Here is a 23,403-nt window from a genome sequence, read left to right on the forward strand (position 1 = left end):
GCCGCTCACCCCTCGGCGAGCAGGTGGGCGGTGGGCAGTCGGCGGAGCACGGCGATCGGCACCACCACCGACAGGGCGGAGACGGCGACGCCGAACACCAGGGCGGCTCCAGAACACCAGAGGATCGGAGCGGTGACGCCCCCGGCGAAGACCGCTGCCGCGCCAAGGCCGGCAGCGGCACCGAGCGTGCCACCGATGGCGCCCATGCCGACGGCCTCGATCACGACCAGCCGGTTCAGCATCGCGTCGGTCCAGCCGACGGCACCGAACAGGGCGAACTCGGCGGCGCGCTCGGAGATGTTGAGATAGAGCACGTCGGCGACCGACACGATGCCGAGCACGATCGTGACCGCGACGGCGATGTGATCGACGGTGCGGGCCTGGAGGGTGACGGCATCACCGAGCAGGGTGCCGGTGATCGCCCCACGGAACGCGAACGTGATCGCCAACAACATGGTCAGGGCGGCCACCCCGATCATCAGACTCAGCGCGCCGAGGCTGGTCCGACCGGGAGTGCGGGCAAGGTTGGCCAGGGCGAGGGTAGCCAGCCCGCGCGGCGCCTGCCGGCGGAGGGCGAGACCCGAGACGGCGGGTCGGATGATCTCGCCGGGGTCCGGGCGGGCCGCCCGCCAGGCCGGCCAGCCGCCGGCGAGCAGGGCGAGGGCCACTGCTGAGGGTACGGCGAGCAGCGTGTGGCTCCACGCGATGTTCAGCCCGAGACCGAGCGCGATCCCGAGCGCCAGCCCGCTGCCCGCGAGGCCCGCGGCGAGACCGATGCCGACGATCTCGATGAACATCAGCTGGAGAAGATGTCGTCGGCCCCATCCGAGGCAGGTGAGGATGCCGAACTCGGTGCGTCTGGCGCGGATGGCGGCGGTGTTGGCATTGAGCACCGCCAGCGCGCACACCGCGAGCACCAGCACGGACAGCAGCACGCTCTTGCGGTCGGCCGCGCGGACAAGCACGGACGCGACGCCCTTCTGCACCCAGGGCTCGGCCACGGCGAGGTCGGGCCGGCCGTAGTTGCCCGCCGGGTAGTGCACAGTCATCGCGGTGGGGGAGGACCCCAGGGTGATGTCGACCTGCAGGTCGGTGCGTTGCGCAATCTCCTCGGCGATCACACGGACCCGCTCCCGGGAGACCGGGTCGATGCCGACGTCTCCGGCCAGCCGGACGCGTACCACGCTGATCGGTGCGGTGGTGTTGAGTTGGTATTCCGGGTAGCTGGGCTCCGTGCTGTACGCGCCGGAGTCGAAGATGGCCGGCAGGGCCGCCATCGTGGTCAGCATCAGCGGTGGTTGGCTGAGCAGGCCGGTGACGTTCGAATTCGGGGCCAGGCGTCGGCCGCCCAGCGCCTGCCGTGACGCTTCGTCGGCGCCCTCGGCGCCCGGGTTGAAGTACGTGTCCATGGGCACCGCCGACAGCGCGCTGCCCAGCGAAACCTTGGCGGGGTCGAAGGTGCCCACCGCGCCCAGCGCAGCGTCAGGCATGCTCACGTCCCCGGGCTGCGGCTCGTACCCGTGGGCCAGGTTCCGGTGGGCGGCCACGCCACTGCGGACGCTGGTGTCCGCGAACTCCATCGGTACGTGCCGGGACGACCCGCCGTCGTCGGCCCCCTGGCCCCAGACCTTCAGGTCGTACGGATCCGGTTGGGCACGCAGACCGTCCCCGTCGCGCGTCGTCTTCGCCGGCCCGACGGTCCAGAACTGGTGGAGCCACATGGTGTTCGCCGTCGCCAAGTCGTATTCGACGCCCAGGTCTCCCGGGTGGAGCATCCGGTTGACCATGTCCTGGTACGGCTCCGCCACCGGCGTCGACTTCTGGGCGATCGGGGTGCCGGACTCGTCGCCGAGAGCCGCGCGTAGCCGCTGGTCGTCGGCGGACGTCCGGACCAGTTCGGTCGCGTCCGGGTTCAGGCGCTGCACGGTGACGTCGAGCGTCCTGTCGACCTGAGGTCGGTCCGCGATGAGGATCGGGAGCACCGAGTAGGGGTACGGCATTCCGTCCAGTCGCCGCGACGTCGGCGCTTCGGCTGAGGTGAAGTATCGGCCCGAGGTGACGGCCTGGTCCAGTCCGGCCAGCGCGGCCTCCGACTCAGGGTCGACCGCGGCCATCAGGAGCGGCACCGTCCACGCCAACGTGACGGTCGGCCGCGTCGCCTTTCCCTCGCGATCCGTTGAACCCATGCCACCGACGCACGTCAACGACGATCGGGCGCGCAGGTCCGTTGGTGCGAGCCAGTCGTCCGTGGCGATGGCCGCCGACGCTGGGCAGATCTTGACCCGCTGGCCGTCGGCGTCGACCTCCTCCGGTGGTGGCAGGCCCCCGCCGCTCTTTAGCTCGCTGTTGGGCACCACGTCGAGCCGGTTGCGCGTCGCGTAGAGAAACGCCGGCCCGTCCGGGATCTGGCTCAGCCCGGCGTCCGTCACCCAGGTCGGCTGGACCCGCAACACCTGACGCTCGGCGGTCGGGTCAAGGTGGTCCGACAGGTCGACGGTCACGGGCACCGTGCGCATCACGTACCCGACCATCGCGACCGGTGCCGCCACCGACACCCCACGCACCGCCTGGATCTCGCGCCACTGATCGTGGGTGATGCCGCCACGCATACCCGCCAACTGGCCCGACTGGACCAGATTGCGTTCCTGCTCCAGCGGTAGCACCGCGTCCTTCGGGCGGACCAGAAGGTCGTAGACCGGGCGGTAGTTGGCGCTGACCGCGCCCACCGCATCCAGCCGGGACGTCACCGCGGCCCCGGTGAGCAGGGTGAACCCGGCTACCGCGACGGCGATCATCGAGAGCAGGGCCAGCGACCGGCGCAGCCGTACGCGCCATTGCGACGCGGCTATCCCCAGCATCGACGCACCATGCCCCCCATCGTGTGGCCTTCCAGCATGCTGCCGCCGACCGGACGGTGAGGCCCGCTCGGCGGCGGCGAATCGACGATGATCAGCAGCAGCCTACGGTTGTGGGGCACAGTATGGTGCCCAGCCTCGCGCACGGCGACCGCGTCCTGGTCCGCCGAACGTGGCGATTCCGGACCGGCGGCATCGTCGTCGCGCACCATCAGGAGGGTGGGCGCCGGACCGCCGCTGGCTCTGGTGCGTCCGCCTGGCTCGTCAAGCGTCTCGCCGCGCTGCCGGGCGACGGTATTCCGGGGGCGGTCGCCCCGGCCGTCGGCGGTGGGGTGCGGCGGGTGCCGGCCGGTATTGCCGAGCCATAGGTGCGCATCTATAGTTGCGCGGATCACAACAATCATGGCCGTGGTGACGCGGCGGGGTCGTCGAAGCGCTTCGACGATTCGTCGTACAGGCCCGTCAGCCGGGTGTCGGGCCTGGTCACGTCGGTCTGGGCGCCCGCTGGGCGTCTGTCGCTCGGCGCCCGCTGGGCGTCTGCCGTACGACATGAGGAGAACCGCATGCGGAACTGGCGCCTTCGGCGCGGAATCACCGCGCTCGCGCTCGCCCTGCTCGCCCTACCGGCCGTCCCCGGCACCGCGCTCGCCGAGCCCACCTACCCGTTCCGAGATCCCGACCTACCCGTGCAGGCCCGGGTCGACGACCTGCTCGGCCGCCTCACCCTGGACGAGAAGATCTCCTGGCTGCACCAGTACCAGCCGGCCGTTCCCCGGTTGGGCATCGGCCTGTTCAAGACCGGCACCGAGGCGCTGCACGGGGTGGCCTGGTCCACCGACATCGACAACAACGGCGCTGTGGTCAAGGCCCGCGGCACAACCTTCCCCCAGCCGGTGGGCATGGCCAGCACCTGGAACACCGAGCTGATCCGGCAGGTCGGTTCGGCCGTCGGCGACGAGGCGCGCGGCTACCACGCGCAGAACCCCCGGGTCTGGGGGCTCAACCTCTGGGCGCCGGTGGTCAACCTGCTGCGCGACCCCCGGTGGGGCCGCAACGAGGAGGGCTACTCCGAGGATCCGCTGCTCACCGGGGCCATCTCCACCGCCTACGGGTCGGGAATGACCGGCGGTGACCCGAACCACCTGAAGAGCGCGCCGACGCTCAAGCACTACCTGGCCTACAACAACGAGGTCCGTCGGGACGTGACCTCCTCGAACGTGCCGCCTCGGGTGCTCAACGAGTACGACCGCGCCGCCTTCAAACCGGCCATCGCCGCCGACGCGGCGACCGGGATGATGGCCGCGTACAACCTGGTGAACGGTCGTCCGGCCACAGTCGACCCGGACCTGGACACTGTTGTCCGCGGCTGGACCGACCAGACCCTGATGAACGTCACCGACGCCTGGGCGCCGAACAACCTGGTGAACTCGCAGCAGTACTACCCCACCCAGGCCGAGGCGAACGCGGCGATCATCAAGGCCGGACTCAGCAGCTTCATCACCGACGACACGAACGCCCAGCCCACCATCACCGCCATCAAGCAGGCCCTCGCCACCGGCCTGCTCACCGAGGCGGACATCGACGCCCGGATCCGGGACATCCTGAGCATCCGGTTCCGGCTGGGTGAGTTCGACCCGGGCGGCGGCCGGTACGGCGGCATCACCCCTGACGTCATCAACAGCCCCCAACACCAGCGACTGGCCCGGCAGGCCGCCGGTGAGGCGATGGTGCTGCTGAAGAACGAGCGGCAGGCGCTACCGCTGAACCCGGCCCGGACCCGCAAGGTGGCGGTGCTCGGCCCGCTGGCCGACACCCTCTACTCCGACTGGTACGGCGCAGACCTGCCCTACCAGGTGACGGCGCTGGACGGCATCCGCGAACGGCTGGGCAGCTCGGCCAGTGTGAACGGGCTCGACGGGGCGGACCGGATCGCCCTGAAGGACACGGCGACCGGCCGGTACGTCTCGGCCACCGGCACCACCGACGCCAACCCGGTCCTCGGGACCGGCGCGACCCCGGCGCTCGTCGCCCAGTTCGACGTTGTCGACTGGGGACAGGACGTGGTGACGCTGCGCAACGCCGCCAACGGCCGCTACCTCGGCTACAACTGGGGGCCGTTCGTCACCCGTGACGAACAACCGAACGGCTGGTACGTCCAGCAGCAGTTCAAGCTGGAGCCGCAGGCCGACGGAACTGTGGTGCTGCGCTACGTCGGCTACGAGACCAAGGAGAGCTGGTTCGGTGCCGACACGTACGTGACGATCGGTGACGACGGTGCCCTCAAGCTCGGCGCATCGACCCCGGCCGCCGCGACCCACTTCAGTCGTGAGTTGATCAGCAGCGGAATCGACAGGGCAGTTGCGGCGGCCAAGGCTGCCGACACCGCCGTGCTGGTGGTCGGCAGCAACCCGTTCATCAACGGCCGCGAGGCGCACGACCGGACCTCGACGGCGCTGAGTGCCGGCCAGGAGGCGCTGGTCAAGGCCGTCGCCGCTGCCAACCCGCGGACCGTGCTCGTGCTCCAGACCAGCTACCCGGTCACCATCCGATGGGAGCAGGAGCACGTACCCGCCATCGTCTGGACCACCCACGCGGGAGCGGAGACCGGTCACGCCGTCGCCGACGTCCTCTTCGGCGACCGCAACCCGTCCGGCCGGCTCACCCAGACCTGGTACCGCTCGGACTCGCAACTACCGCCGGACCTGCTGGAGTACGACATCATCTCGTCCGGGCAGACCTACCTGTACAGCCGCGCGAAGCCGCTCTACCCGTTCGGCCACGGGCTGTCGTACACCCGCTTCCGGTACGGCCAACTGCGTACCGGTGCGCAGTCGGTAGCCGCCGACGGCACCATCACGGCCAGTGTCGACGTGACGAACGTCGGCAGCCGGGCCGGGACCGAGGTCGTCCAGCTCTACACCCACCAGCGCACCTCGCGGGACACCACCCCGATCCGCCAGCTCAAGGCGTTCCAACAGGTGAAACTCGCGCCCGGGCAGACCCGTACGGTGACCCTGCGCCTGCCCGCCGCGGACCTGGCGCACTGGGACGTCACCCGCAGCAGGTGGGTGGTCGAGTCGTCGGTCCACGACCTGATGGTCGGGGCGTCCGTCGAGGACATCCGGGCCCGCGCCGCCGTCCGGGTCCGCGGTGAGACCATCCCGGCCCGCGACCTGTCCCGGCCCACCAGGGCAGAGAACTTCGACAGGTACGCGGGGGTCCGGCTCGTCGACGAGACGAAACCCAGCGGTACGGCGGTCGGTGCCACCGCCGCCGGTCAGTGGATCTCCTTCGACGGTTCCGCGCTGCGTGCCGGCGCGGGCACCTTCAGCGCGAAGGTCGCCAAGGCCGGTGCGGGTGCCGGCACGATCCAGATCCGGACGGGGTCGCCCACCGGCCGGCTGCTCGGCACGGCCACGGTGCCCAGCACCGGCGACGACTACCGCTACGTCAGCACCAGCACCGAGTTGACCCGGGCCGTCGGCACCCACGACGTGTACCTGGTGTTCGACTCCCCGCTGCGGCTGGCCGAGTTTTCCATCAGGTGACCGAGGCCGGGGCCGGGTCGATCGTCGACCCGGCCCCGGGCCTGTGGCTGGTCAACTCGCCGTGCAGGTCAACGTCGGTGTGCTGGGCGTGCCTGTGGACGAGCCGAGGAACCCGAACGCGGTGCTGGCGCCGGCACCGAGTGCCCCGTTGTAGGCGACGTTGCGGGCGGTGACCGTCGAGCCCTGGCTGGTGACTGTCGCGTTCCAGGCCTGGGCGATGCTCTGGCCACCGGCGAAGGTCCACGTCACGGTCCAGTTGCTGATCGCCGAGGTTCCCGCGGTGACCCGTACCTCGCCCTGGAAGCCGCCGGTCCACTGGCTGGTCACCGCGTACGTCGCGGTGCAGCCGGCCGCCGGCGGCGGGGTGGTGGTCGGTGGCGTGGTGGGTGGTGGGGTCGTGGGAGGCGGCGTGGTGACGGACCCGCCCCAGCCGGCGGTGGAATCCAACCAGGCGGCGCGCCGCAGCATCCAGTCCCGCATGACCTGGACCTGCCCCTGCCAGGTGGGCGAGGTCGGGGTGCGGAAGAAGCTGACGGTCGGCGACGTCAGGTTGGGCCAGCGTTGGAAGTTGCGCTGGGCCGCGTTGGTCAGCGGGGTCGCGAGAGCGTTGATCCGGGTCTGGAGCGCGACGTCGGAGAGCAGGCCCCGTCGCAGCGTCTGCCAGCGCGCTCGGGCCTGGTTGACGAACGCGGGGTCGCGCAGCAACTGGGCGAACCAGTCGTTGGGCAACGGTTGCCGGGTCTGCTGGTGCTGCCAGCCCGACACCTGGTCGTTGCCGAAGAACCCACCGACGCCGAAGCTGAGGTCGAAGTCCCACAGCGGACCCGCGAAGATCTTGCTGTCCCGGTCCTTGTAGAAGTGCGAGCTGCGGACGTAGGCGTCCATCTCCCGGCTCAGCTCGTTGACGATCATGAGGTCGATGAACGAGTCGACGTCGATGTACTTGCGGTATCCGGTGGTCGGGTCGGCGAAGTTCGACGAGTGCAGCACGTCGTTGAACTCCTGGAGGTGACCGCGCAACCAGTCCCGTTGCTGCGGTTGCAGGGGCGACGGGTCGGCGACCTCAAGGTAGTTCCAACAGGTGGCCGCCGGCCCGGTGCACGGCAACGTTGGCTCCTCGGCCGCCATCCACTCGAACTTCCAGATGTACCCGCCCTGGATCTTCGGCAGTGTCACATCGTCGGAGTCCAACTGCTTGAGGTCGAGACGATCCTTGGAGTTCTTGATCGTCTCCATGAACATGTAGACGCCCATGTAGTCGCTGGCGCCCACCGGGCCGGCGTCCGTGTTGAGGTAGAACTCGGCGAACCGGTAGCGCGGAGCCGGCAGCCCCATCTCGCGTCCGAGGTCGTAGACGAGCGCCTCGCGGATCAGCGCCTTGTCGGGGAACGGGCCGCGCAACACCCAGTCGGAGTCGGCGGGCATACCCAGCACCGGGTGGTCGGCGTCGTCGTCCTCGTTGTCCCAGAACTCGACTCGGAACGGCGTCTTCTCGAATGTCGCCGACGAGTTGCCGCGCAGCCGGAATCCCGCTCGGGTGCTGAGCGTCGGGGCGGCCGCCAACGATGTGGTGCCGCCGCCCGTCGGTTCGAAGATCATTGTGGTGGCGTCGAAGTACTCACGGTCGGGCCGGCCGGCGCCGTAGGAGTCGATCAGCACCACCGGCAGGTCGTGGGCGGTGGTGACGTTCTGGGCGGCGTACATGGCGGTGCCGGGCGCACCCGTCGGTGTCTGGCCGACGAACGCCTGTGCCCGCAACTGGGTGGTGCGGGTGAAGCGCAGCGCCGAGCCCGAATAGAGCGACGACTGGGCGGTGGGCGGTTGCCCGTTTGTGGTGTAGCGGATCTGGGCGCCGCTGACCGTGCTGCTCAGCGTCACCGCCACCTCGCCTTGGAAGGTGCCGCTGGGCACCGAGAAGATGATGTCCCCGACCAGGTCGTCCGCCGCGGCGGCATCGGTGGCCGGGGTGCCGGCGAGGAGTTCGGCGCCGGCCGGCGGCGAAGACACCACGAGCAGGCCTGCGACGAACACGGCGGTGGCGGCGATCCCGGCGGCACGAAGGGCCGCCACCGGAAGACCTGTGGTGCGGGTGGTCATGAGCACGATGCCTCCTGTTCTGATCGGGTGGGAACTGTCAACTCCAGGAGTGCCGAGGACGGGTCGGCGCGGAAGTGGCGGCGTAGCGTCCGTCGCCACGGCACGTCTGGAAGGTCCAGGCGGAGAGCCGCGAGGCCGGTGGCGTACTTCGAGATGCGTACGGGTCGGGTCCCGCGTTGCCACAGCGCGCGGTCGACCAGCGAGGGGGCCGAGCTGGTCTTGGTCTCGACCACGGCGATGCCGGGCAGTCGCAGTGTGCGGTCACCGTCCTGCCAGGTGAGCCCGGTGTCGATGGTGACCCGGCTCGCGGTTGCGGGCAGCAGCAGAGTGGAGCGACGGTAGCTGGTGACCAGCACCGGTTCGAGCGGACTGCCGGTGAGATTGGACAGGATCGACTCCCGGTCCAGCACCTCGTTCACGAACCCGCGACCGGACCGGACGGTGCGGCGGTCCTCGGCGAGATACGGCAGTCGGTGTTTGGTGACCTGTCCGCGTGCTCCGCTGATCTTCACTTCCAGCCAGCACTGGGCGGAGTCGAGGTAGGTCCGGGTCCGTACCTTGAAGCGCCTGCGCCGCCGGTACGCGGCGCAGTGGTAGCTGGCCAGGCAGGGCGTGTCGAAGTACACGGACTCATACCGAAAACTGCGTTCACCATCGATGTCCAGCACCCGGGCGTACGGGGTGAGGTGGTCCAGCAGGTGCGGCAACTCGTCCACCGCGATGACGTACTTGCGGTCCACCCTGCACTGCAGCGCCGCCCGGTCGATCACCTCGGCGAGTGCGATCGGCGTCAGCGTCGCCAGCTGTGGCGCGCTCATCGGAGCGCCCCGGCCCGTGCCGACCTGCTGGTGCCGGCCGCCGTGCTGCGCCGGGCGACCGAGTATCGGACGTCGACGACTGTGGTCTCGTTGACCATGTCGAGCCGCTGGACGATGGCGTTGTGCACCCGGGCGTTGAGCAGTTGCTCCAGCTGGGCGACGAGAGCGACGTGATCGGTGACCGCGGAGTCGAGCACCATGATCTGGTGCCGGTAGTGCCGGAGCAGCCGTCGGTGATCGCCGACGAACATCACAGCGACGATGAGTGCCATCAGGCCTCCGCTGAGCCAGACCGACGTGGTGCTGAGTGCGCCGAGAATCCCCAGCGCGAGAGCGGAGAAGTAGTACGCGACCTCGTGCTGGTCGAGCTCCGTCGAGCGGAGTCGGATGATGGAGAGCACTCCGAACAGCGCCAGGCCCAGCCCGAGTCCGGCGCCCACGTCGCTGGCGCTCAGCGCGCTCGCCACCGCGAGGACGCCCACGTTGACCCCCAGGTAGGCGACGACCAGGTCGCGTCGGCGGTGCCGGGGGAAGTAGAGCCCGAAGACGAGCAGCGCCACCGCGCAGATGTCGATCGCGAACAGGACGAGCTGCGACATCGCTGGGGTTCCTCCTGGTTCACCGCCGGAGCGGACCGACGCCAGGCCGCCGTCGCTGCGTGGCGACCTGCGGAAGGTGGCCGGACCCCCGGGCTACTTTTCGGTAAACTTTCGGTATATCGGTGGTGACTGTAAGCAGAACATCAACGCAAGTCAATGTGTGATCTGTGCACACGTGCGGGCTCCTGGGCCGGCTGGCGGGTGTGCGGTGCGCCTGACGTGGGCATGCCCGGGACGCGACCTCGGCTCGCTGAGCCGCCGAAACTTTCGGAGTCTTTCGGGCTTCACGGCGTCCGCTCCTGGGTGGGACGGTCGTCGGTCCGGCCCTGGGGTGGCCGCTGAGCCTCTCGCGACCGCCAGTTGTGGGCGGGGTTCGATGGCTGCTTCGGTGCCTATGGAGCTGATGCCGCAAACGAATCAGGCAGGGGTCTGTGGCGGTGGCGCCGCGACGAACCGCGCGGACGAACTGCCTGGCGGTGGTGGTGCGGTATCGCGTGGGCGAACTGCCTGGCGGTGGTGGCGCGGTGTCGCGTGGGCGAACTGCCTGGCGGTGGTGGCGCGGGGGCCCGCGTGGGGGCATGTCGCGGGACGGTTCGAGGGCCGGCTGTCGGTGATGTCGTAGACGATTCAGCTCCAAAGGGCGGCCGGACCGCCGGCGTGCCCTGGCGCGTCGAGGTGCGTGCGAGTGGTCGCGGGCAGCGACGACGAGCCCCGTGTCGTCGCTGCGGATTCGTCGGACGACGCAAGCAGGGGGGTGCGGGCGGCATGGCTGATCTGCCCGATCCGATGGCATTTCTGCATAGACGCCCTCCAATTGCCGGTTGCATTGGTCAGACGTGTGACCTACGCTCCCAGTAAGAATTTCGGGGCGGTTAACAAAGAGTGCGGTCGGGGCGACGGAAAGTCCCCGCCGGCCTTTAGTGGCGTCGCTGTTCCGTACTCGTCGCTCGATACGCACTTTGGGCACCACATCGACGACCAGTGAGAGGAACAGACGTGAAGTCAGCCATATCCACCGCTCGAATGTCAGTGCTGGCGGTGGCGGCGCTTGTCGCCGCCACACTGCCGGCAGTGCTGACAAACCAACTACCGGCCTCGGCCGCGGTCCAGGCGACCTACTATGTCGCCCCGGACGGTAACGACGCCAATCCGGGCACCCTGCAGTCGCCATTCCGGACTCTGCAACGTGCCCGGGACATCGTTCGTACGGTAACCACGAACATGACCGGCGACGTCAACGTCTTTCTCCGCGGTGGAACCTACCCGGTGAGCAGCACTATCGAATTCGGGACGAGCGACTCCGGCACCAACGGATTCCGGGTCAGTTACGCGGCCTACCCCAATGAGAAGCCGGTCCTTGACGGTGGCGTCCAGGTGACCGGATGGAGCCAGCACAGCGGCAACATCTGGAAGGCGCCGCTGGACCGCGCCAACAAGTTGCGGGCGCTGTACGTCAACGACAAGCGCGCGTACATGGCGTCGAAGACGATCAGCTCGGCCGGCTGCTACGGCACGTACAACATCACTGCCAACCAGGCCTCGTGGGCCTGGGAGTCGGGGTCGCAGTGTGACGGTGCGAAATACAGCCTGAACGACTTCCCCGCCGTTCCGCGCAACCAGGACGACATCGAGATCGAGACGGGTACGACCTGGACCACTGCCATCGTGGGAGTCCGCCAGGTGACCACGAGTTCCGACGGCGCGAACCGGGTCGCCCTCTTCCAGCAACCGGGCGCGGCCATCGCGCAGGGCGCGTTCAACGGCAACGCCCAGGTCGGCGGCACCCACAAACTCATGAACGCGTACGAGTTCCTGGACGCGCCCGGTGAGTTCTATTTCGACAAGGGCACCAAGACGGTCTACTACTACAAGGCCAGCGCCGAGAACATGTCGACCGCGACGGTCTACGCGCCGAACAACGTCACCACGTTGCTCCGGGTGGCCGGCACCTCGACCAGCAGCCACGCGCGCAACATCACGTTCTCCGGACTGACGGTCCAGCACTCCGACTGGAACCTGTTCAACGTCGCCGGCTCGTCCTTCAAGCAGGCGCAGCAGGGCAACCTCGGCGCCCAGGTGTACGCGAAGGGCAACTTCCACGTCTACTACTACCGGAATGTGGACGTGACGCCCGGCATCATTCAGATCCAGAACGCCGACGGGGTCCTCCTGCAACGTAACCGGATCCAGCACACCGGCGCCGACGGAATCAACATGATCAATGATGTGCAGAGCACCCAGTTGATCGGAAACCACACGAACGACATCGCCGGGTCCGCCATCACCGTCGGTCATCCCCAGCACGTCTACATCGGGGACGGCACGTCGACCAACCGCGAGAAGTACTCCGCGTCGGTCGAGGGTCTACCGAAGAACATCGACATCAAGAACAACTACCTCTACGACAGCGCGGTCCTGTTCAACGGGCACAGCCCCATCTCCGCGTACTTCGCCGACACCCTCACCATCCAGCGCAACCGGATCGAGAAGACCCCGTGGTCGGGCATCACGCTCGGCTGGGGCTGGTGGAACTTCGACGGATCGTCGGGCTCGATCGTGCCCAACCGCCCGACCACGACGGCGAGAAACAACACCATCAGCTACAACCACATCATCGACACGGTGCAGCGCCTCAGCGACACGGCTCCGATCTACACGCTCGGCAGTCAGCCCGGCACCACGATCACCAACAACTATCTCCAGGGCGTCCCGTCGGGCCACAAGTACGGACTGCACCCGGACGAGGGCTCGGCGTTCATCACCTTCCGCGACAACGTTCTGAGTATCGACAAGAACGTCACCTGGATGATCAACTCCGACGACTTCGGGCGGAAGCACGATCTGAGCATCACGCAGATCTACGGCCCGATCAACAAGGTCTCCAACAAGAACCTGCCGAACAGCACTGTCGCCGACATCCTTGTCTCCTCCGACTATGTCTGGCCGGCGACGGCGTACGGCATCGCCGCGAATTCCGGCCTTGAGGACGCGTACCGCGACATCATTCCGGCGAGCAGTTTCTCCGCGCCGAACTATGCACTGTCGGCCAGCACCTTCGTCACCAGTGCCACGGCGTCGATCCCGATCCGGAGCATCGGCGACGCCACCAAGTCGGTCTGGTTGGCGCCGTACGGCACCACCACCTTCACCGCCGGGGCGACGATGACCAGGGCGACCGGCACCGCCCTCTCCATCGCCGTGCCGGCCACCCAGGGCGAGTACCGGCTCTACGTCGTCGACGCACAGGGCAACCGGTCGGCCGAGTCGACCTCGATCGTCAGGCAGCAGCAGGGCGGTGGCAGCGGTACGGGTAACGGACAACTCGTGGGTGCCCAGTCCGGTCGCTGTGCCGAGGTGCCCAACTCCTCGACCACGAACGGCACCCAGACCCAGCTCTGGGACTGCTCCAGCGGCACCAACCAGCGGTGGACCCAGACCGCCAGCAAGCAGTTGACCGTCTACGGCAACAAGTGCCTGGACGCGTCCGGGGCCGGCACTGCCAACGGCACCGCGGTCATCATCTGGGACTGCCACGGCGGGCTCAACCAACAGTGGAACATCAATGCCAACGGCACCGTGACGAACGCCCAGTCCGGGCTCTGTCTCGACGCCAATGGCGCCGCCACCGCCAACGGCACAAAGCTCATCCTCTGGTCCTGCAACGGCGGCACGAACCAGCAGTGGACGTTGCGTAGCTGACCCGAGCAGACCCCGGGGCCAGGCCGACACGGGCCTGGCCCCGGCTGTTTCTGGGCGTCGCCGGAGATCATGCGTAGGCCGTTGGCATCGGCATCCGGCCGTTCGAGCTCTTGGCGAGCGAGCGGTGGTAGACCGAATCCGGTGCTCTCGACCGGCTTCCCGACCTCGCTAGGAGGCGGCGGGCGGCGCGGCGTCGGTCGGTTCGGTGGCCTCGTCGTCCTTCGAGGGCTCCTCCCCGTCCGCCTCCTTGACGCGCGCGGGCTCGGTCCACGAGAACTCGATCTCGACGGACACCTCCGTCTCGCTCTCCCGTTCGATCTCCAGCTCGCACCGCACCGTGTCGGCGACCGTCACCGCACCCGCCGCGCCGTAGAAGAGTCGCCCGTCAGCCTCCAACTGGTTCGCCAGTTGGCGCAGCCAGGCGGCCAGGTCGGAGCGTGACACCGTACGGGAGTCCTCATAGATATCCATGTCGGCCATGCTCGCACTCCACAAAGGACGGGGTGTGCAGGGCTTCGGCTCCACCCCGCCGTGTCGGCATGATATGGATCTTGCGGTCCGCGGTGGTTCGGAAAAAGTCGGCTTCGGAGGTGCTGCCGGACAGCGTGCGGGTAATGCCGGACGATGACATCAACCTGGAAGCCCCACGAGAAGCACGGTGGCCTGTCGGACAAGGACAAGCGCGAGCTGCCGGAGAGCGTCTTCGCGTTCCCCGGCAAACGCAAGGAACCGATGACCGATGCCAGCCACGTCCGCAACGCCATCGCCCGCTTCGATCAGGTGCAGGGCGTCACCGACAAGGACCGGGACCTGGCCTTCCAGAACATCCTCGCCGCCGCCAAGCACTACGGTGTCGACGTCGCCGAGACGAACTGGCGCCAGCTCGGCAAACTTCCGCACACGCCGAACCCCGCCCACTGACCGGACACCCTCGGGCTCCGGCTCGCTCGCCGGATAGGTTCGCCTCCGCCGGGTAAGCGGCGCGGATGCCCGCCAAGCAGGAGCCGGCAGCTGACCACGACCCGCCCCCGCGCCGGGTGTCACGGGTCGACCGGGCCTGGGCCGGCCTGCCCGAGCGGGTGCGGCAGGGGTTGCGCGCCCGCGCCTGGCGGTTGCGTCTCTACGGGCTGCTCATCGTGCAGGCTGGCGTTGCGGCGTCGCTCGCCTGGTTCGTCGGGTACCAGTTCCTGGACAATCCCGCGCCGGTGCTCGCGCCCACGACAGCGGTCGGCATCGTGGCCGCCTCGATGGGTTCACGCCTGCGGCGCACCATCGAACTGCTGGTCGGGGTCGTTCTCGGGCTCGCCGTCGGTGACACGCTCATGCCGCTGTTCGGCATTGGCGCCTGGCAGACCGGCGTGGTCGTCGTACTGGCGATCATCGTCGCGGTGCTGCTCAAGGGCGGTGGTGCGCTGCTCACCCAGGCCGGCGGCACCGCGGTGCTCATCGCCACCCTGGAACCACCAGTGCGTGACCTGTCCGTGCCCCGTTTCGTCGACGCAGCGGTCGGCGGGCTGGCCGGGCTGGCGGTCGGCCTGTTGCTGGTGCCGATCCATCCGCAGCGGACGGTGCGGCGTCTGGCCGAACCCGTCCTCGACCCGGCTGTCGACTCCCTCCACGCTCTGGCCGCGGCGCTCTGCCGTCGAGACTCTGCTGCGGTCCAGCGGTGTCTGCGCACACTGCGGGAACTGGGGCCGGGCTTGGCCGCGCTTCACGACGGGCTCGACGCCGCCCAGGAAGTGGTGCGACTGGCGCCACTACGTTGGCATGACCGCGGGTCCCTGGCCTTCTACACCAACGCCGTCCGAAACCAGGAGCGCGCCCTGCACGGCTGCCGGTCCGTCGCCAGGCGGCTCGCCAAGGCACTGCGGGACGACGAGCCGATTCCGGAGGAGTTTCCGGCGGCCATCGACCTGCTGGCCTCCAGCGTGCAGACCTTGCGGTGCGCGATCCGCACGCGGGCCGAGCCGGACGAAGCGCGGCGGCAGATCCTGACCGCCGTCGACCTGGTTGACAGGGCGCAGGGGGAGACCGCGGCGGACCCCACCCGCCCGTACACCCACCGGTTGGGCTACTCCGGCATGATCGCCGCTGGTGAGTTCCGCACTGTCGCGCACGACCTCCTGGTTGCCAGCGGGTTGGACATGGACACAGCGGTGACGCTGGTGCGTCGGACGGTGGACGGGGACGAGTGGGACTGATCCGGGCTCTCCCGCCCGCACCCTGCCGAACCAGCACGCACGTCAGGTCGCCTTCAGCGAGGCGAGCACGTCCAGGTAGTGCGGGTTCTTCATGACTCCCAACACGTTGCCGAACGGATCGACCACCGCCGCGGTGATGAAGCCCTCGTCCCCGTGTGGAGTTTTCGGCTGGTACTCCGTGGCACCCATCGCCAGCAGCCGCTCGACCGTCGCGTCGAGGTCGTCGACGCACCAGTGCATGACCACGCCGCCGGGCCCGGTCGTCGCGCCGCCCGGTGCGTACCTGCTGTCGATGATGCCGAGTTCGGCCTGGTAGTCCCCTATGCGGAACTCGGTGTATGCCGGGCGTCCGTCGGGGCCGGGGCGCATGAAGTACGCCTCGACGCCGAGAAAGTCCGCGTACCAGGCGGTGGCCGCTGCCACGTCGTCCGCCCAGATGTTGAGTGTGGCAAATCCTCGCAGGCTCATCAGGTTGTCCCCTCGTCGATGTCGTTGGTGTCGACGCTATCGACGATTGCGGAAGCTTTGCTTCCGCAATGAGCGGTGGGCCTCGACCGTGTCGAGCCGCGGACCGCATCTTTCGTCGGCTCCCGGGTAGTCGCCGCCATTGCCAGTACGAGAGTGGCGGGGGACAGCGTGGACAGCTACCCGGCAGTCGAGAACCACGGTCTGATCGGTGATCTACAGACCGCGGCACTGATCAGCACGGACGGTACTGTCGACTGGTTCTGCGCGCCCCGCTTCGACTCGCCGAGCTTCTTCGGCGCGCTGCTGGACCGCCGCAACGGCGGCCACTTCCAGCTCTCGCCCGACGGCGTCGACTACACGAGCAAGCAGCTCTACCTGCCCGGCACACCGATCCTGATCACCCGCTTCCACAGCGCCGACGGTGTCGGTGAGCTGTTGGACTTCATGCCCGTCACCGGTGCGGAGGCCACCGACCGGCACCGGTTGATCCGGCTGGTCCGGATGGTCCGGGGAAGCATGCAGTTCCGCTTCCACTGCCACCCACGGTTCAACTACGGACGCGATCCGTACGAACTGGAGGTGCACCCCGAAGGCGACGTCTTCCGCAGCCAGACGATGACCCTCACCCTCGCCGCCTTCAAGAACTCGCTGCGCCAGTTCGGCACGAGGGACGTCCGCCGCGACGCCAACGGCGTGTCCGCGTCGTTCACCCTGCACGCCGGCGACATCGGCGGAGTGGTCCTGGAGACGGCCTGCCCGCACGCGCCCCGAGCACTCAGCACCGACGAGGCGTGCGAACTGCTCGCCGAGACCCGCGACTACTGGCGGCGGTGGGTGGGCGGTTCCCGGTACAAGGGCCGCTGGCGGGAGGTGGTCGAGCGGTCGGCGATGACCCTCAAGCTGATGACGTACGCACCGACCGGTGCCCTGGTCGCCGCGCCCACCGCGGGGCTGCCCGAGCAGATCGGCGGGCAGCGGAACTGGGACTACCGCTACACCTGGATCCGGGACGCGTCCTTCTCCGTGCACGCTCTGCTGCGCCTGGGCTTCACCGACGAGGCCCAGAAGTATCTGCTCTGGCTCGACGCGCGCATCCGCGAGGCACGGGACGGCAACCTCCCCTTGCAGATCATGTACCGCATCGACGGCTCACCGGACCTTCCCGAGGAGGTGCTGGGTCACCTGGAGGGTTACCGCGGCTCCGCGCCGGTGCGGATCGGCAACGGTGCCGCGGGCCAACTCCAGCTCGACATCTACGGCGAGGCGCTCGTCTCCTTGGAGCTCGCGGACCGCAACGGGCTGGTCGCGCCGTACGAGGGGTGGCGCAAGACGGCTGGGCTGATGGACTGGCTCTGTGCGCACTGGGACCAGCCCGAGGACGGCATCTGGGAGACCCGTTCCGGCCGGCAGGACTTCACCTACGGTCGGGTGTTGTCCTGGGTCGCGCTGGACCGGGCCATCCGCATCGCGCGACGCCGGGGCCGGCCCGGCGACATCGCCCGCTGGTCCGCCGAACGTGACGCCATCTACGAGCAGGTGATGACTCGTGGGTTCAACCAGGAACGTCGCGCGTTCGTGCAGCACTACGGGTCCGACATCCTGGACGCGTCGCTGCTGGCGATGCCGGGGCTGAACTTCATCTCGCCGACCGACCCGATGTGGGAGTCGACACTGCGGGCGATGGACACCGGCCTGGTCTCCGACAGCCTGGTCTACCGCTACGACCCGAACGCCTCGCCGGACGGTCTCGCCGGCACCGAGGGCACCTTCAACATGTGCACCTTCTGGTACGTGCAGGCGCTCGCCCTGGCCGGCCGGATCGACGACGCCCGGTTGACCTTCGAGAAGATGCTCACCTACAGCAACCCGCTCGGTCTCTACTCCGAGGAGATCGCGCCGACAGGTGAGCAGATCGGGAACTTCCCGCAGGCGTTCAGCCACCTCTCGCTGATCAGCACGGCGACCCACCTCGACGACCTGCTCGACAAGCAGGGCTGACCGGACCGGTCAGAACAGCGTCAGCGGCTCGACCGGGATCGGCTCGGGCAACGCGCCGAGCCCGGGTACCCGGGCCCGTACCTCGTCGTGGAACCGGCGGGCGAGCGCCGGCGCGTCGGCGTTGTCCGGGGTGTGAATGAACATCGTCGGGGAGCGCCCCTCGCGGAGCCAGGTGACAGTCACGTCGACCCAGCGCTGCCACCCCTCGACAGTGCGCGTCGGGTCGTCGCGACCGAGGTAGCGGACGATCGGCCGGTCGGTCAGCGCGAGGGACCGGAGCGGCACGCGGGGCTTCTTGGTCCAGGCGTCCCGCTCCGCATCGCTGGTCGGTGGGCTCGCGAAGAAGGCGGTCGTGTCGAAGGGGATCCACTCGGCGCGGGCGGCGGCGAGGGTCGCCCCGAGCAGCCGGGTCGCGCTGGCGTCGCTGAAGAACGCGGGATGGCGCACCTCCACCGCGTACCGGTGGGACTGCGGAAGCTGCTCCAGGAAACGGCCCAGGGCCGGGACATCGGCGGGCGCGAACGAGCCGGGCAACTGGATCCAGAGGGCATGGGCGCGCGGGCCGAGCGGTTCGATGGCGTCCAGAAAGACGCGCAGCGGTTCGTCGACGTTGGTGAGCCGGCGTTCGTGCGTGATGACCTTGGGAAGTTTGAGGACGAACCGGAAGTCGGAATCCGTCTGGGCGGCCCACGAGGCCACGGTGTCCCGGGCCGGGGTCGCGTAGAACGTGGTGTTGCCCTCCACGGCGTCGCACCAACTGGCGTAGTGCCGCAGGCGCTCGGTGGGCGGCAGCCGGTGGCCCGGCCACGACTTGTGACTCCACATCGCGCACCCCACGTGCAGACGCATGACCGCCCTTCCCGCCGGTGACCGCGCTCGACCGGAGCCCACCGTATACGGGCCAGCGGACCCGGCCCGCCTCACGGTGCGGCGGGTAGGGTCCGACGCCATGCGTGTGCTGTTCGCCAGTCTTGCGTCCGTCGGTCACACCTACCCGCTGATCCCGTTGGCGATCGCCGTCCGGGACGCCGGGCACGAGGTGCACTTCGCCGCCGGGACGGAGGTGCACGCTCCGCTCGCCGCGCACGGCCTTCGGCCGTTCCGTCCCGGCGACGCCTTCTACGAGGTGTACGCCGAGGATCTCGCACCGGAGCTGGCGCGGCTGCGCCCCGACCTGGTGGTGCACGAGTGGGGGCTGCCGGGGGCGAGCGTGGCGGCTCACCGCGCGGGGATCCCGGGCCTGTGGCACGGGTTCGGCCGGATGTTTCCCGAGGGCATCGGCCTGGAACTGCCCACCAGGAACGCCGAGGTCATCGGTCGGCCGCACCTTGACATCTGGCCGCCCTCCCTTCAGGACAGGAATTTCCTTGCCACCGAACGTCGGATCGAGCTGCGTCCGGTCGCCTTCTCGACAACCGCCCCGCTGCCCGAACGGGTGGGCCGTCGGACGTCCCGACCCCTGATCTATCTGACCCTCGGCACCGCGTTCGGCACGCCGGAGCTGCTCCGCACCGCCATCGCAGGCCTGGCAGCGCTGGACGCCGAGGTGGTGGTCGCGGCGGGCCGGGTGCCCCTGGAACAACTGGGCGAGATCCCCGACCACGTCAGCGTGCACCAGTGGGTGTCGCAGGCGGAGTTGCTGCCACTCGTCGATGTGGTGGTGCACCACGGTGGCAGTGGCACCACCCTCGGCGCCCTCGCGGCTGGCGTGCCGCAGTTGCTGCTGCCGCAGGGCGCCGACCAGTTCGCCAACGCCGACACGCTTACCGCCGCCGGTGTCGCCCTGCGGCTCCTTCCCGGCGAGGTGGATGCGGTTGCCATCGCCGAGCAGGCGCACCGCCTGCTCCCGCGGCACGGCCAGGTCGAGCAGCGAGACGCTGCACGCCTGATCGCCGAGGAGATCGCCGCCATGCCCTCGCCAGCGGCCGTCGCCCAGCTCCTGCCGGAGTATGCCGTCTGAACGGAGGCGATCGTCAACTCAGGGTTGACGCAAGGAGTGCGTCAACCTATGGTTGACGCATGACAGATCCTCTCCAGATGAGTAACCCCGTCAAGCTCGACGACCTGATCCAGGCGATCAAGACGGCGCACACCGACGCGCTCGACCAACTCACCGATGCGGTCATCGCCGCCGATCACCTGGGCGAGATCGCCGATCACCTGATCGGGCACTTCGTCGACCAGGCCCGGCGCTCCGGCGCCTCCTGGACCGACATCGGTCGCAGCATGGGGGTCACCAAGCAGGCTGCCCAGAAGCGCTTCGTGCCGAAGGCGACCGAGGCGGCCGCGCTCGACCCCAACGCCGGCTTCGGCCGGTTCACCCCACGTGCCCGCAATGTGGTGATCGCCTCGCAGGAGGAGGCCCGGGCCAGCGGCAACGCCGAGATCGGCCCCGAGCACCTGGTGCTGGGCCTGCTGGCCGAGCCGGACGGGCTGGCAGCCAGGGTGATGGCTGGTCGCGGCGCCACCCCCGAGGCGGTACGGGAGGCGGTTGCTGCCGCCCTCCCACCACGGGCCGAGCAGGTTCCGGACCTTATCCCGTACGACGCGCGCGGCAAGAAGGCGTTGGAGCTGACGTTCCGGGAGGCGCTGCGCCTCGGGCACAACTACATCGGCACCGAGCACATCCTGCTCGCCCTGCTGGAGCAGGAGGACGGCGCCGGAGTGCTCACCAACCTCGGCCTGGAGAAGGCGACTGTGGAAGCCGACCTCGCCACCGCCCTCGCCGCCGTGGTCAGCGCCGCGTCAAAGGGCGACGACGCCGGCTAGGCATCCCGAAATCGTTCGCATCGGCCTGGAGTGGCCAGGCCACTCCGGGACGGTGCGGTGGCACGACCCGGAAGGAACCTCGGCAGCCATCGGTCGCACGACTGACGTGCGGAAAGGTGCGAATGTCGTCACGGGTTCTCGCGCGTGATAGCGCTCACTCGGTCGCCGCCTACGGGGATCGGCACAACGCCCTCCCGTCCACTTCATCCTGGCCGAGGTGACCGGGCTCAGGCCGGACCAGGTTCTCGTGAATGACGGCGGCACAAAGCGGAAGGCGGTCATCGAGACCGCCTTCCGCGATCGGGCGAAGAAGGTGTGCTGACGCAGTTGGGTCAGGACGCCTCGGGAAAGCCGTAGCGCAGGGCGTGCTCCGGATCGGCAGTGTCGATCTGGCGTATGCCCGCGTCGGCGAGGCGCTTGTTGACCTCGTCGAGATGCTCGCGCACCAGCCGGGCCTCCTCCTCGGTGACCCGGCCCCGGTGGGGCTTGCCGGCGTGCTCCAGCGTGCCGTAGTCGATCTTCTCGGTGGTCTTGCGGACCTTGGGTGGGCGAACCCGCTCGGCGGTCTTCAACAGTTTCGCCATCGGCACGTCCGTGGCCATCGCGTCGAACTCGCTGGCGGTCAACACCACCCGGCGGGGCTCGCCGCCACCGTGCCGGTCGTGGATCTCCACCACCGCCACGTCCAGCGCGGCGTCGTCGATGTTCTCCACATCGCCCGGGGTGGCGTCCAACTGCACGGGCCCGGCGACCAGGTCCGGGTGCTCCAGCACGACGACACGGACCACCTCGTCGTCCTGCTGCAGAACCGTGCCGGTGAAGTCGGAGACGTGGATCGTCTTCTTGCCCATGCGCGGAGCTTCTCCTGTCGTAGGCCGGGATGGCGGACCACAAGAAATTACCCGACAGGTGTGCGAAAGCCGCCGCTGGACCTCCTCCGGTGTGTCGGCCCCCGGGCGAACGTCAGAGGCTGCCCGTCGGTGCCACCACCCACTCGTTGCTGCGTCAGTGGTTGTTCAGGCGGTGCCTACCGGAGCTGCCGACGGACAGCTTGTTCAGGCCGGCCCACGACAGGGCACCGCCGCCGATTGTCCGAGGGTTCCGGTAGCGCGGCTGGGGCGGATTGCCTCCGACGGCCTCCGCCGCCTGCCAGAGTCGCTCAGGGTCCTGCTGGTAGTGGTCGCTCGGCTGAATCGGCATGCGTTCACCGTCCCAAACAAAGGTGTCCAGATATGGAAATACATATGACGGTCGATCTGGCCGCCCGGTTCCGGCACCCTTTCCCGTTCGGCCCTGACGTATCCTGCGCCCGGCCCCGCCGTCCGGCGTACGGTGATCGACGACGGGTCGGGTGACGCGGGGAGGTGCGCATGCTCGACCGGCGACTGCACCTGCACCTGGCCACCTGGCTCGGCCAGTGGCCGGCCGGGCCGGGGTTGCACGTGGTCGCCTCGCAGCGCCGGGCCGAACCGGCCTGGGACGGCCGGCTACGCCCCGCGCTCGCCGTGGACACCGGGCAGAGCGCCGTGCTCTCCGTGGCGCCGGACCGTGTGGCGGCGATCCGCGCGCTGGTTCGCCGTACGCCGGCTCGCTTGCTCGCCGCGTTGCCGGAGGCCGTCGGCCGGCCCGAATTCTGCGTACACGACGGCCCCTTCCGGTGGAGCGTGTCGCCCGCCCCGCTGCCCGACGTGGGGGAGTGGACCGAGCCGACCGCCACCGGGCTGCCGCCGTGGCTGCGACTCTTCGACAGGCCGGTGCTGGTGGTCCGTGACCCGGACGGCGGCTATCTGGCCGGTGCCGGGATCAAGCGGCACGACGCGTACGGGCACGAGTTGGCAGTTGGCACCGTGCCGGCCGCCCAGGGGCGCGGCCTCGCCCGTCGGCTGGTGGCGCAGGCGGCGCGGCGGGTGCTCGAGGAGGGGGCGGTCCCCACCTACCTGCACGAGCGGGACAATCACGCCTCGGCCCGGGTCGCCGAAGCGGCCGGTTTTCCGGACCGGGGCTGGCGCGCGTACGGGGTCTATCCGCGCTGAGCAAGGCCCGAAGCTGTAGAGGCCCGCGATCTTGCACTTTCTGTTGCGACGTGGCGGGCATTTCATGCATCTCGGCAACCGAGACTGCAAGATCGGCGCGGGAGGGCGGGAGGGCGGGAGGGCGGGAGGCGGGGTTGCGGCGGGGCGGGGCGGGGCGCTGAACGGGCATTGGGCGCGGACCGTGGATCCCGGGCCGGATCCACGGTCCGCAACCTCCCCCCAGGCCCCGGTTCCGGGTGTAGCGGCGTGCCGCTACGTGTCGATCACGCTACGTATCGAACAGGCCCGGGGCAAGGTTGAAGCTGTCGGTTCGGAGTG

18 protein-coding genes are annotated in these 23,403 nt (G+C 69.2%); 9 read left to right on the forward strand and 9 right to left on the reverse strand.

All coding sequences use genetic code 11. The features are described 5' to 3' along the window. Window positions 1–5: 5 nt before the first annotated feature. The gene (locus tag MED01_RS24750) at window positions 6–2,858 is read right to left on the reverse strand and encodes an ABC transporter permease (protein WP_238670943.1); all 2,853 of its coding nucleotides are present in this window, start codon (window positions 2,856–2,858) and stop codon (window positions 6–8) included. A gap of 110 nt (window positions 2,859–2,968) precedes the next feature. On the opposite strand from MED01_RS24750, the gene MED01_RS24755 reads away from it, so the two are divergent. After that, window positions 2,969–3,223 carry a S24/S26 family peptidase gene (locus tag MED01_RS24755; RefSeq protein ID WP_238670944.1) on the forward strand — a complete coding sequence of 85 codons (255 nt, stop codon included), beginning with the start codon at window positions 2,969–2,971 and terminating at the stop codon, window positions 3,221–3,223. Between the two features lie 195 nt (window positions 3,224–3,418). After that, window positions 3,419–6,403, forward strand: coding sequence for a glycoside hydrolase family 3 protein (locus tag MED01_RS24760; RefSeq protein WP_238670945.1), 2,985 nt, complete (start codon window positions 3,419–3,421; stop codon window positions 6,401–6,403). A gap of 51 nt (window positions 6,404–6,454) precedes the next feature. Here the strand turns inward: MED01_RS24760 and MED01_RS35860 are convergent, their stop codons facing one another. The 3 genes from MED01_RS35860 to MED01_RS24780 are packed head-to-tail and all read right to left on the reverse strand — an operon-like array spanning window position 6,455 to window position 9,917. After that, a complete protein-coding gene (locus MED01_RS35860) occupies window positions 6,455–8,500 on the reverse strand; it encodes a CotH kinase family protein (RefSeq protein ID WP_372493717.1) in 2,046 nt (681 codons plus the stop codon). Continuing rightward, window positions 8,497–9,318, reverse strand: coding sequence for a polyphosphate polymerase domain-containing protein (locus MED01_RS24775; RefSeq protein ID WP_238670946.1), 822 nt, complete (start codon window positions 9,316–9,318; stop codon window positions 8,497–8,499). Before MED01_RS24775 ends, MED01_RS35860 begins: the two co-directional genes overlap by 4 nt. Further along, the gene (locus MED01_RS24780; protein WP_238670947.1) at window positions 9,315–9,917 is read right to left on the reverse strand and encodes a DUF4956 domain-containing protein; all 603 of its coding nucleotides are present in this window, start codon (window positions 9,915–9,917) and stop codon (window positions 9,315–9,317) included. The genes MED01_RS24775 and MED01_RS24780 overlap by 4 nt, the downstream gene beginning before the upstream one ends. Before the next feature lie 996 nt (window positions 9,918–10,913). Between MED01_RS24780 and MED01_RS24785 the strand changes: the two genes are divergently transcribed. Continuing rightward, the gene (locus tag MED01_RS24785) at window positions 10,914–13,616 is read left to right on the forward strand and encodes an RICIN domain-containing protein (RefSeq protein WP_238670948.1); all 2,703 of its coding nucleotides are present in this window, start codon (window positions 10,914–10,916) and stop codon (window positions 13,614–13,616) included. A gap of 168 nt (window positions 13,617–13,784) precedes the next feature. On the opposite strand, the gene MED01_RS24790 is transcribed toward MED01_RS24785, so the two are convergent. After that, on the reverse strand, window positions 13,785–14,096 hold the full coding sequence (locus tag MED01_RS24790; protein ID WP_238670949.1) for an amphi-Trp domain-containing protein: 312 nt from the start codon (window positions 14,094–14,096) through the stop codon (window positions 13,785–13,787). Window positions 14,097–14,240: 144 nt separating this feature from the next. Between MED01_RS24790 and MED01_RS24795 the strand changes: the two genes are divergently transcribed. Both MED01_RS24795 and MED01_RS24800 read left to right on the forward strand, forming a co-directional pair. Then, window positions 14,241–14,537 carry a DUF6582 domain-containing protein gene (locus MED01_RS24795; RefSeq protein ID WP_238670950.1) on the forward strand — a complete coding sequence of 99 codons (297 nt, stop codon included), beginning with the start codon at window positions 14,241–14,243 and terminating at the stop codon, window positions 14,535–14,537. A gap of 65 nt (window positions 14,538–14,602) precedes the next feature. Continuing rightward, on the forward strand, window positions 14,603–15,817 hold the full coding sequence (locus MED01_RS24800) for an FUSC family protein (RefSeq protein WP_238670951.1): 1,215 nt from the start codon (window positions 14,603–14,605) through the stop codon (window positions 15,815–15,817). Between the two features lie 42 nt (window positions 15,818–15,859). On the opposite strand, the gene MED01_RS24805 is transcribed toward MED01_RS24800, so the two are convergent. Next, window positions 15,860–16,285 (reverse strand): VOC family protein, encoded by a 426-nt coding sequence (locus MED01_RS24805; protein WP_238670952.1) that lies wholly within the window; start codon window positions 16,283–16,285, stop codon window positions 15,860–15,862. A gap of 168 nt (window positions 16,286–16,453) precedes the next feature. Between MED01_RS24805 and MED01_RS24810 the strand changes: the two genes are divergently transcribed. After that, on the forward strand, window positions 16,454–18,283 hold the full coding sequence (locus MED01_RS24810; protein WP_238671079.1) for a glycoside hydrolase family 15 protein: 1,830 nt from the start codon (window positions 16,454–16,456) through the stop codon (window positions 18,281–18,283). A 9-nt stretch (window positions 18,284–18,292) separates the two neighbouring features. On the opposite strand, the gene MED01_RS24815 is transcribed toward MED01_RS24810, so the two are convergent. Then, a complete protein-coding gene (locus MED01_RS24815) occupies window positions 18,293–19,132 on the reverse strand; it encodes a DUF72 domain-containing protein (RefSeq protein ID WP_504899720.1) in 840 nt (279 codons plus the stop codon). Between the two features lie 100 nt (window positions 19,133–19,232). Between MED01_RS24815 and MED01_RS24820 the strand changes: the two genes are divergently transcribed. Together MED01_RS24820 and MED01_RS24825 are read left to right on the forward strand one after the other, a co-directional pair. Continuing rightward, window positions 19,233–20,243: a glycosyltransferase gene (locus MED01_RS24820; RefSeq protein WP_238670953.1), complete on the forward strand. Its 1,011-nt coding sequence runs from the start codon at window positions 19,233–19,235 to the stop codon at window positions 20,241–20,243. 59 nt (window positions 20,244–20,302) lie between these two features. Next, the gene (locus tag MED01_RS24825) at window positions 20,303–21,052 is read left to right on the forward strand and encodes a Clp protease N-terminal domain-containing protein (RefSeq protein ID WP_238670954.1); all 750 of its coding nucleotides are present in this window, start codon (window positions 20,303–20,305) and stop codon (window positions 21,050–21,052) included. 332 nt (window positions 21,053–21,384) lie between these two features. Here MED01_RS24825 and MED01_RS24830 read toward each other — a convergent pair whose 3' ends face one another. Further along, window positions 21,385–21,903 carry a hypothetical protein gene (locus tag MED01_RS24830; protein ID WP_238670955.1) on the reverse strand — a complete coding sequence of 173 codons (519 nt, stop codon included), beginning with the start codon at window positions 21,901–21,903 and terminating at the stop codon, window positions 21,385–21,387. Between the two features lie 154 nt (window positions 21,904–22,057). After that, the gene (locus MED01_RS24835) at window positions 22,058–22,252 is read right to left on the reverse strand and encodes a DNA repair protein (protein WP_238670956.1); all 195 of its coding nucleotides are present in this window, start codon (window positions 22,250–22,252) and stop codon (window positions 22,058–22,060) included. A gap of 170 nt (window positions 22,253–22,422) precedes the next feature. Here MED01_RS24835 and MED01_RS24840 point away from each other — a divergent pair, with 170 nt between their 5' ends. Next, window positions 22,423–23,085 carry a GNAT family N-acetyltransferase gene (locus MED01_RS24840; protein WP_238670957.1) on the forward strand — a complete coding sequence of 221 codons (663 nt, stop codon included), beginning with the start codon at window positions 22,423–22,425 and terminating at the stop codon, window positions 23,083–23,085. Window positions 23,086–23,403: the final 318 nt, after the last annotated feature.

Origin of the sequence: Micromonospora alfalfae, from assembly GCF_022230925.1 — a bacterium.
GTDB lineage: Bacteria > Actinomycetota > Actinomycetes > Mycobacteriales > Micromonosporaceae > Micromonospora > Micromonospora alfalfae.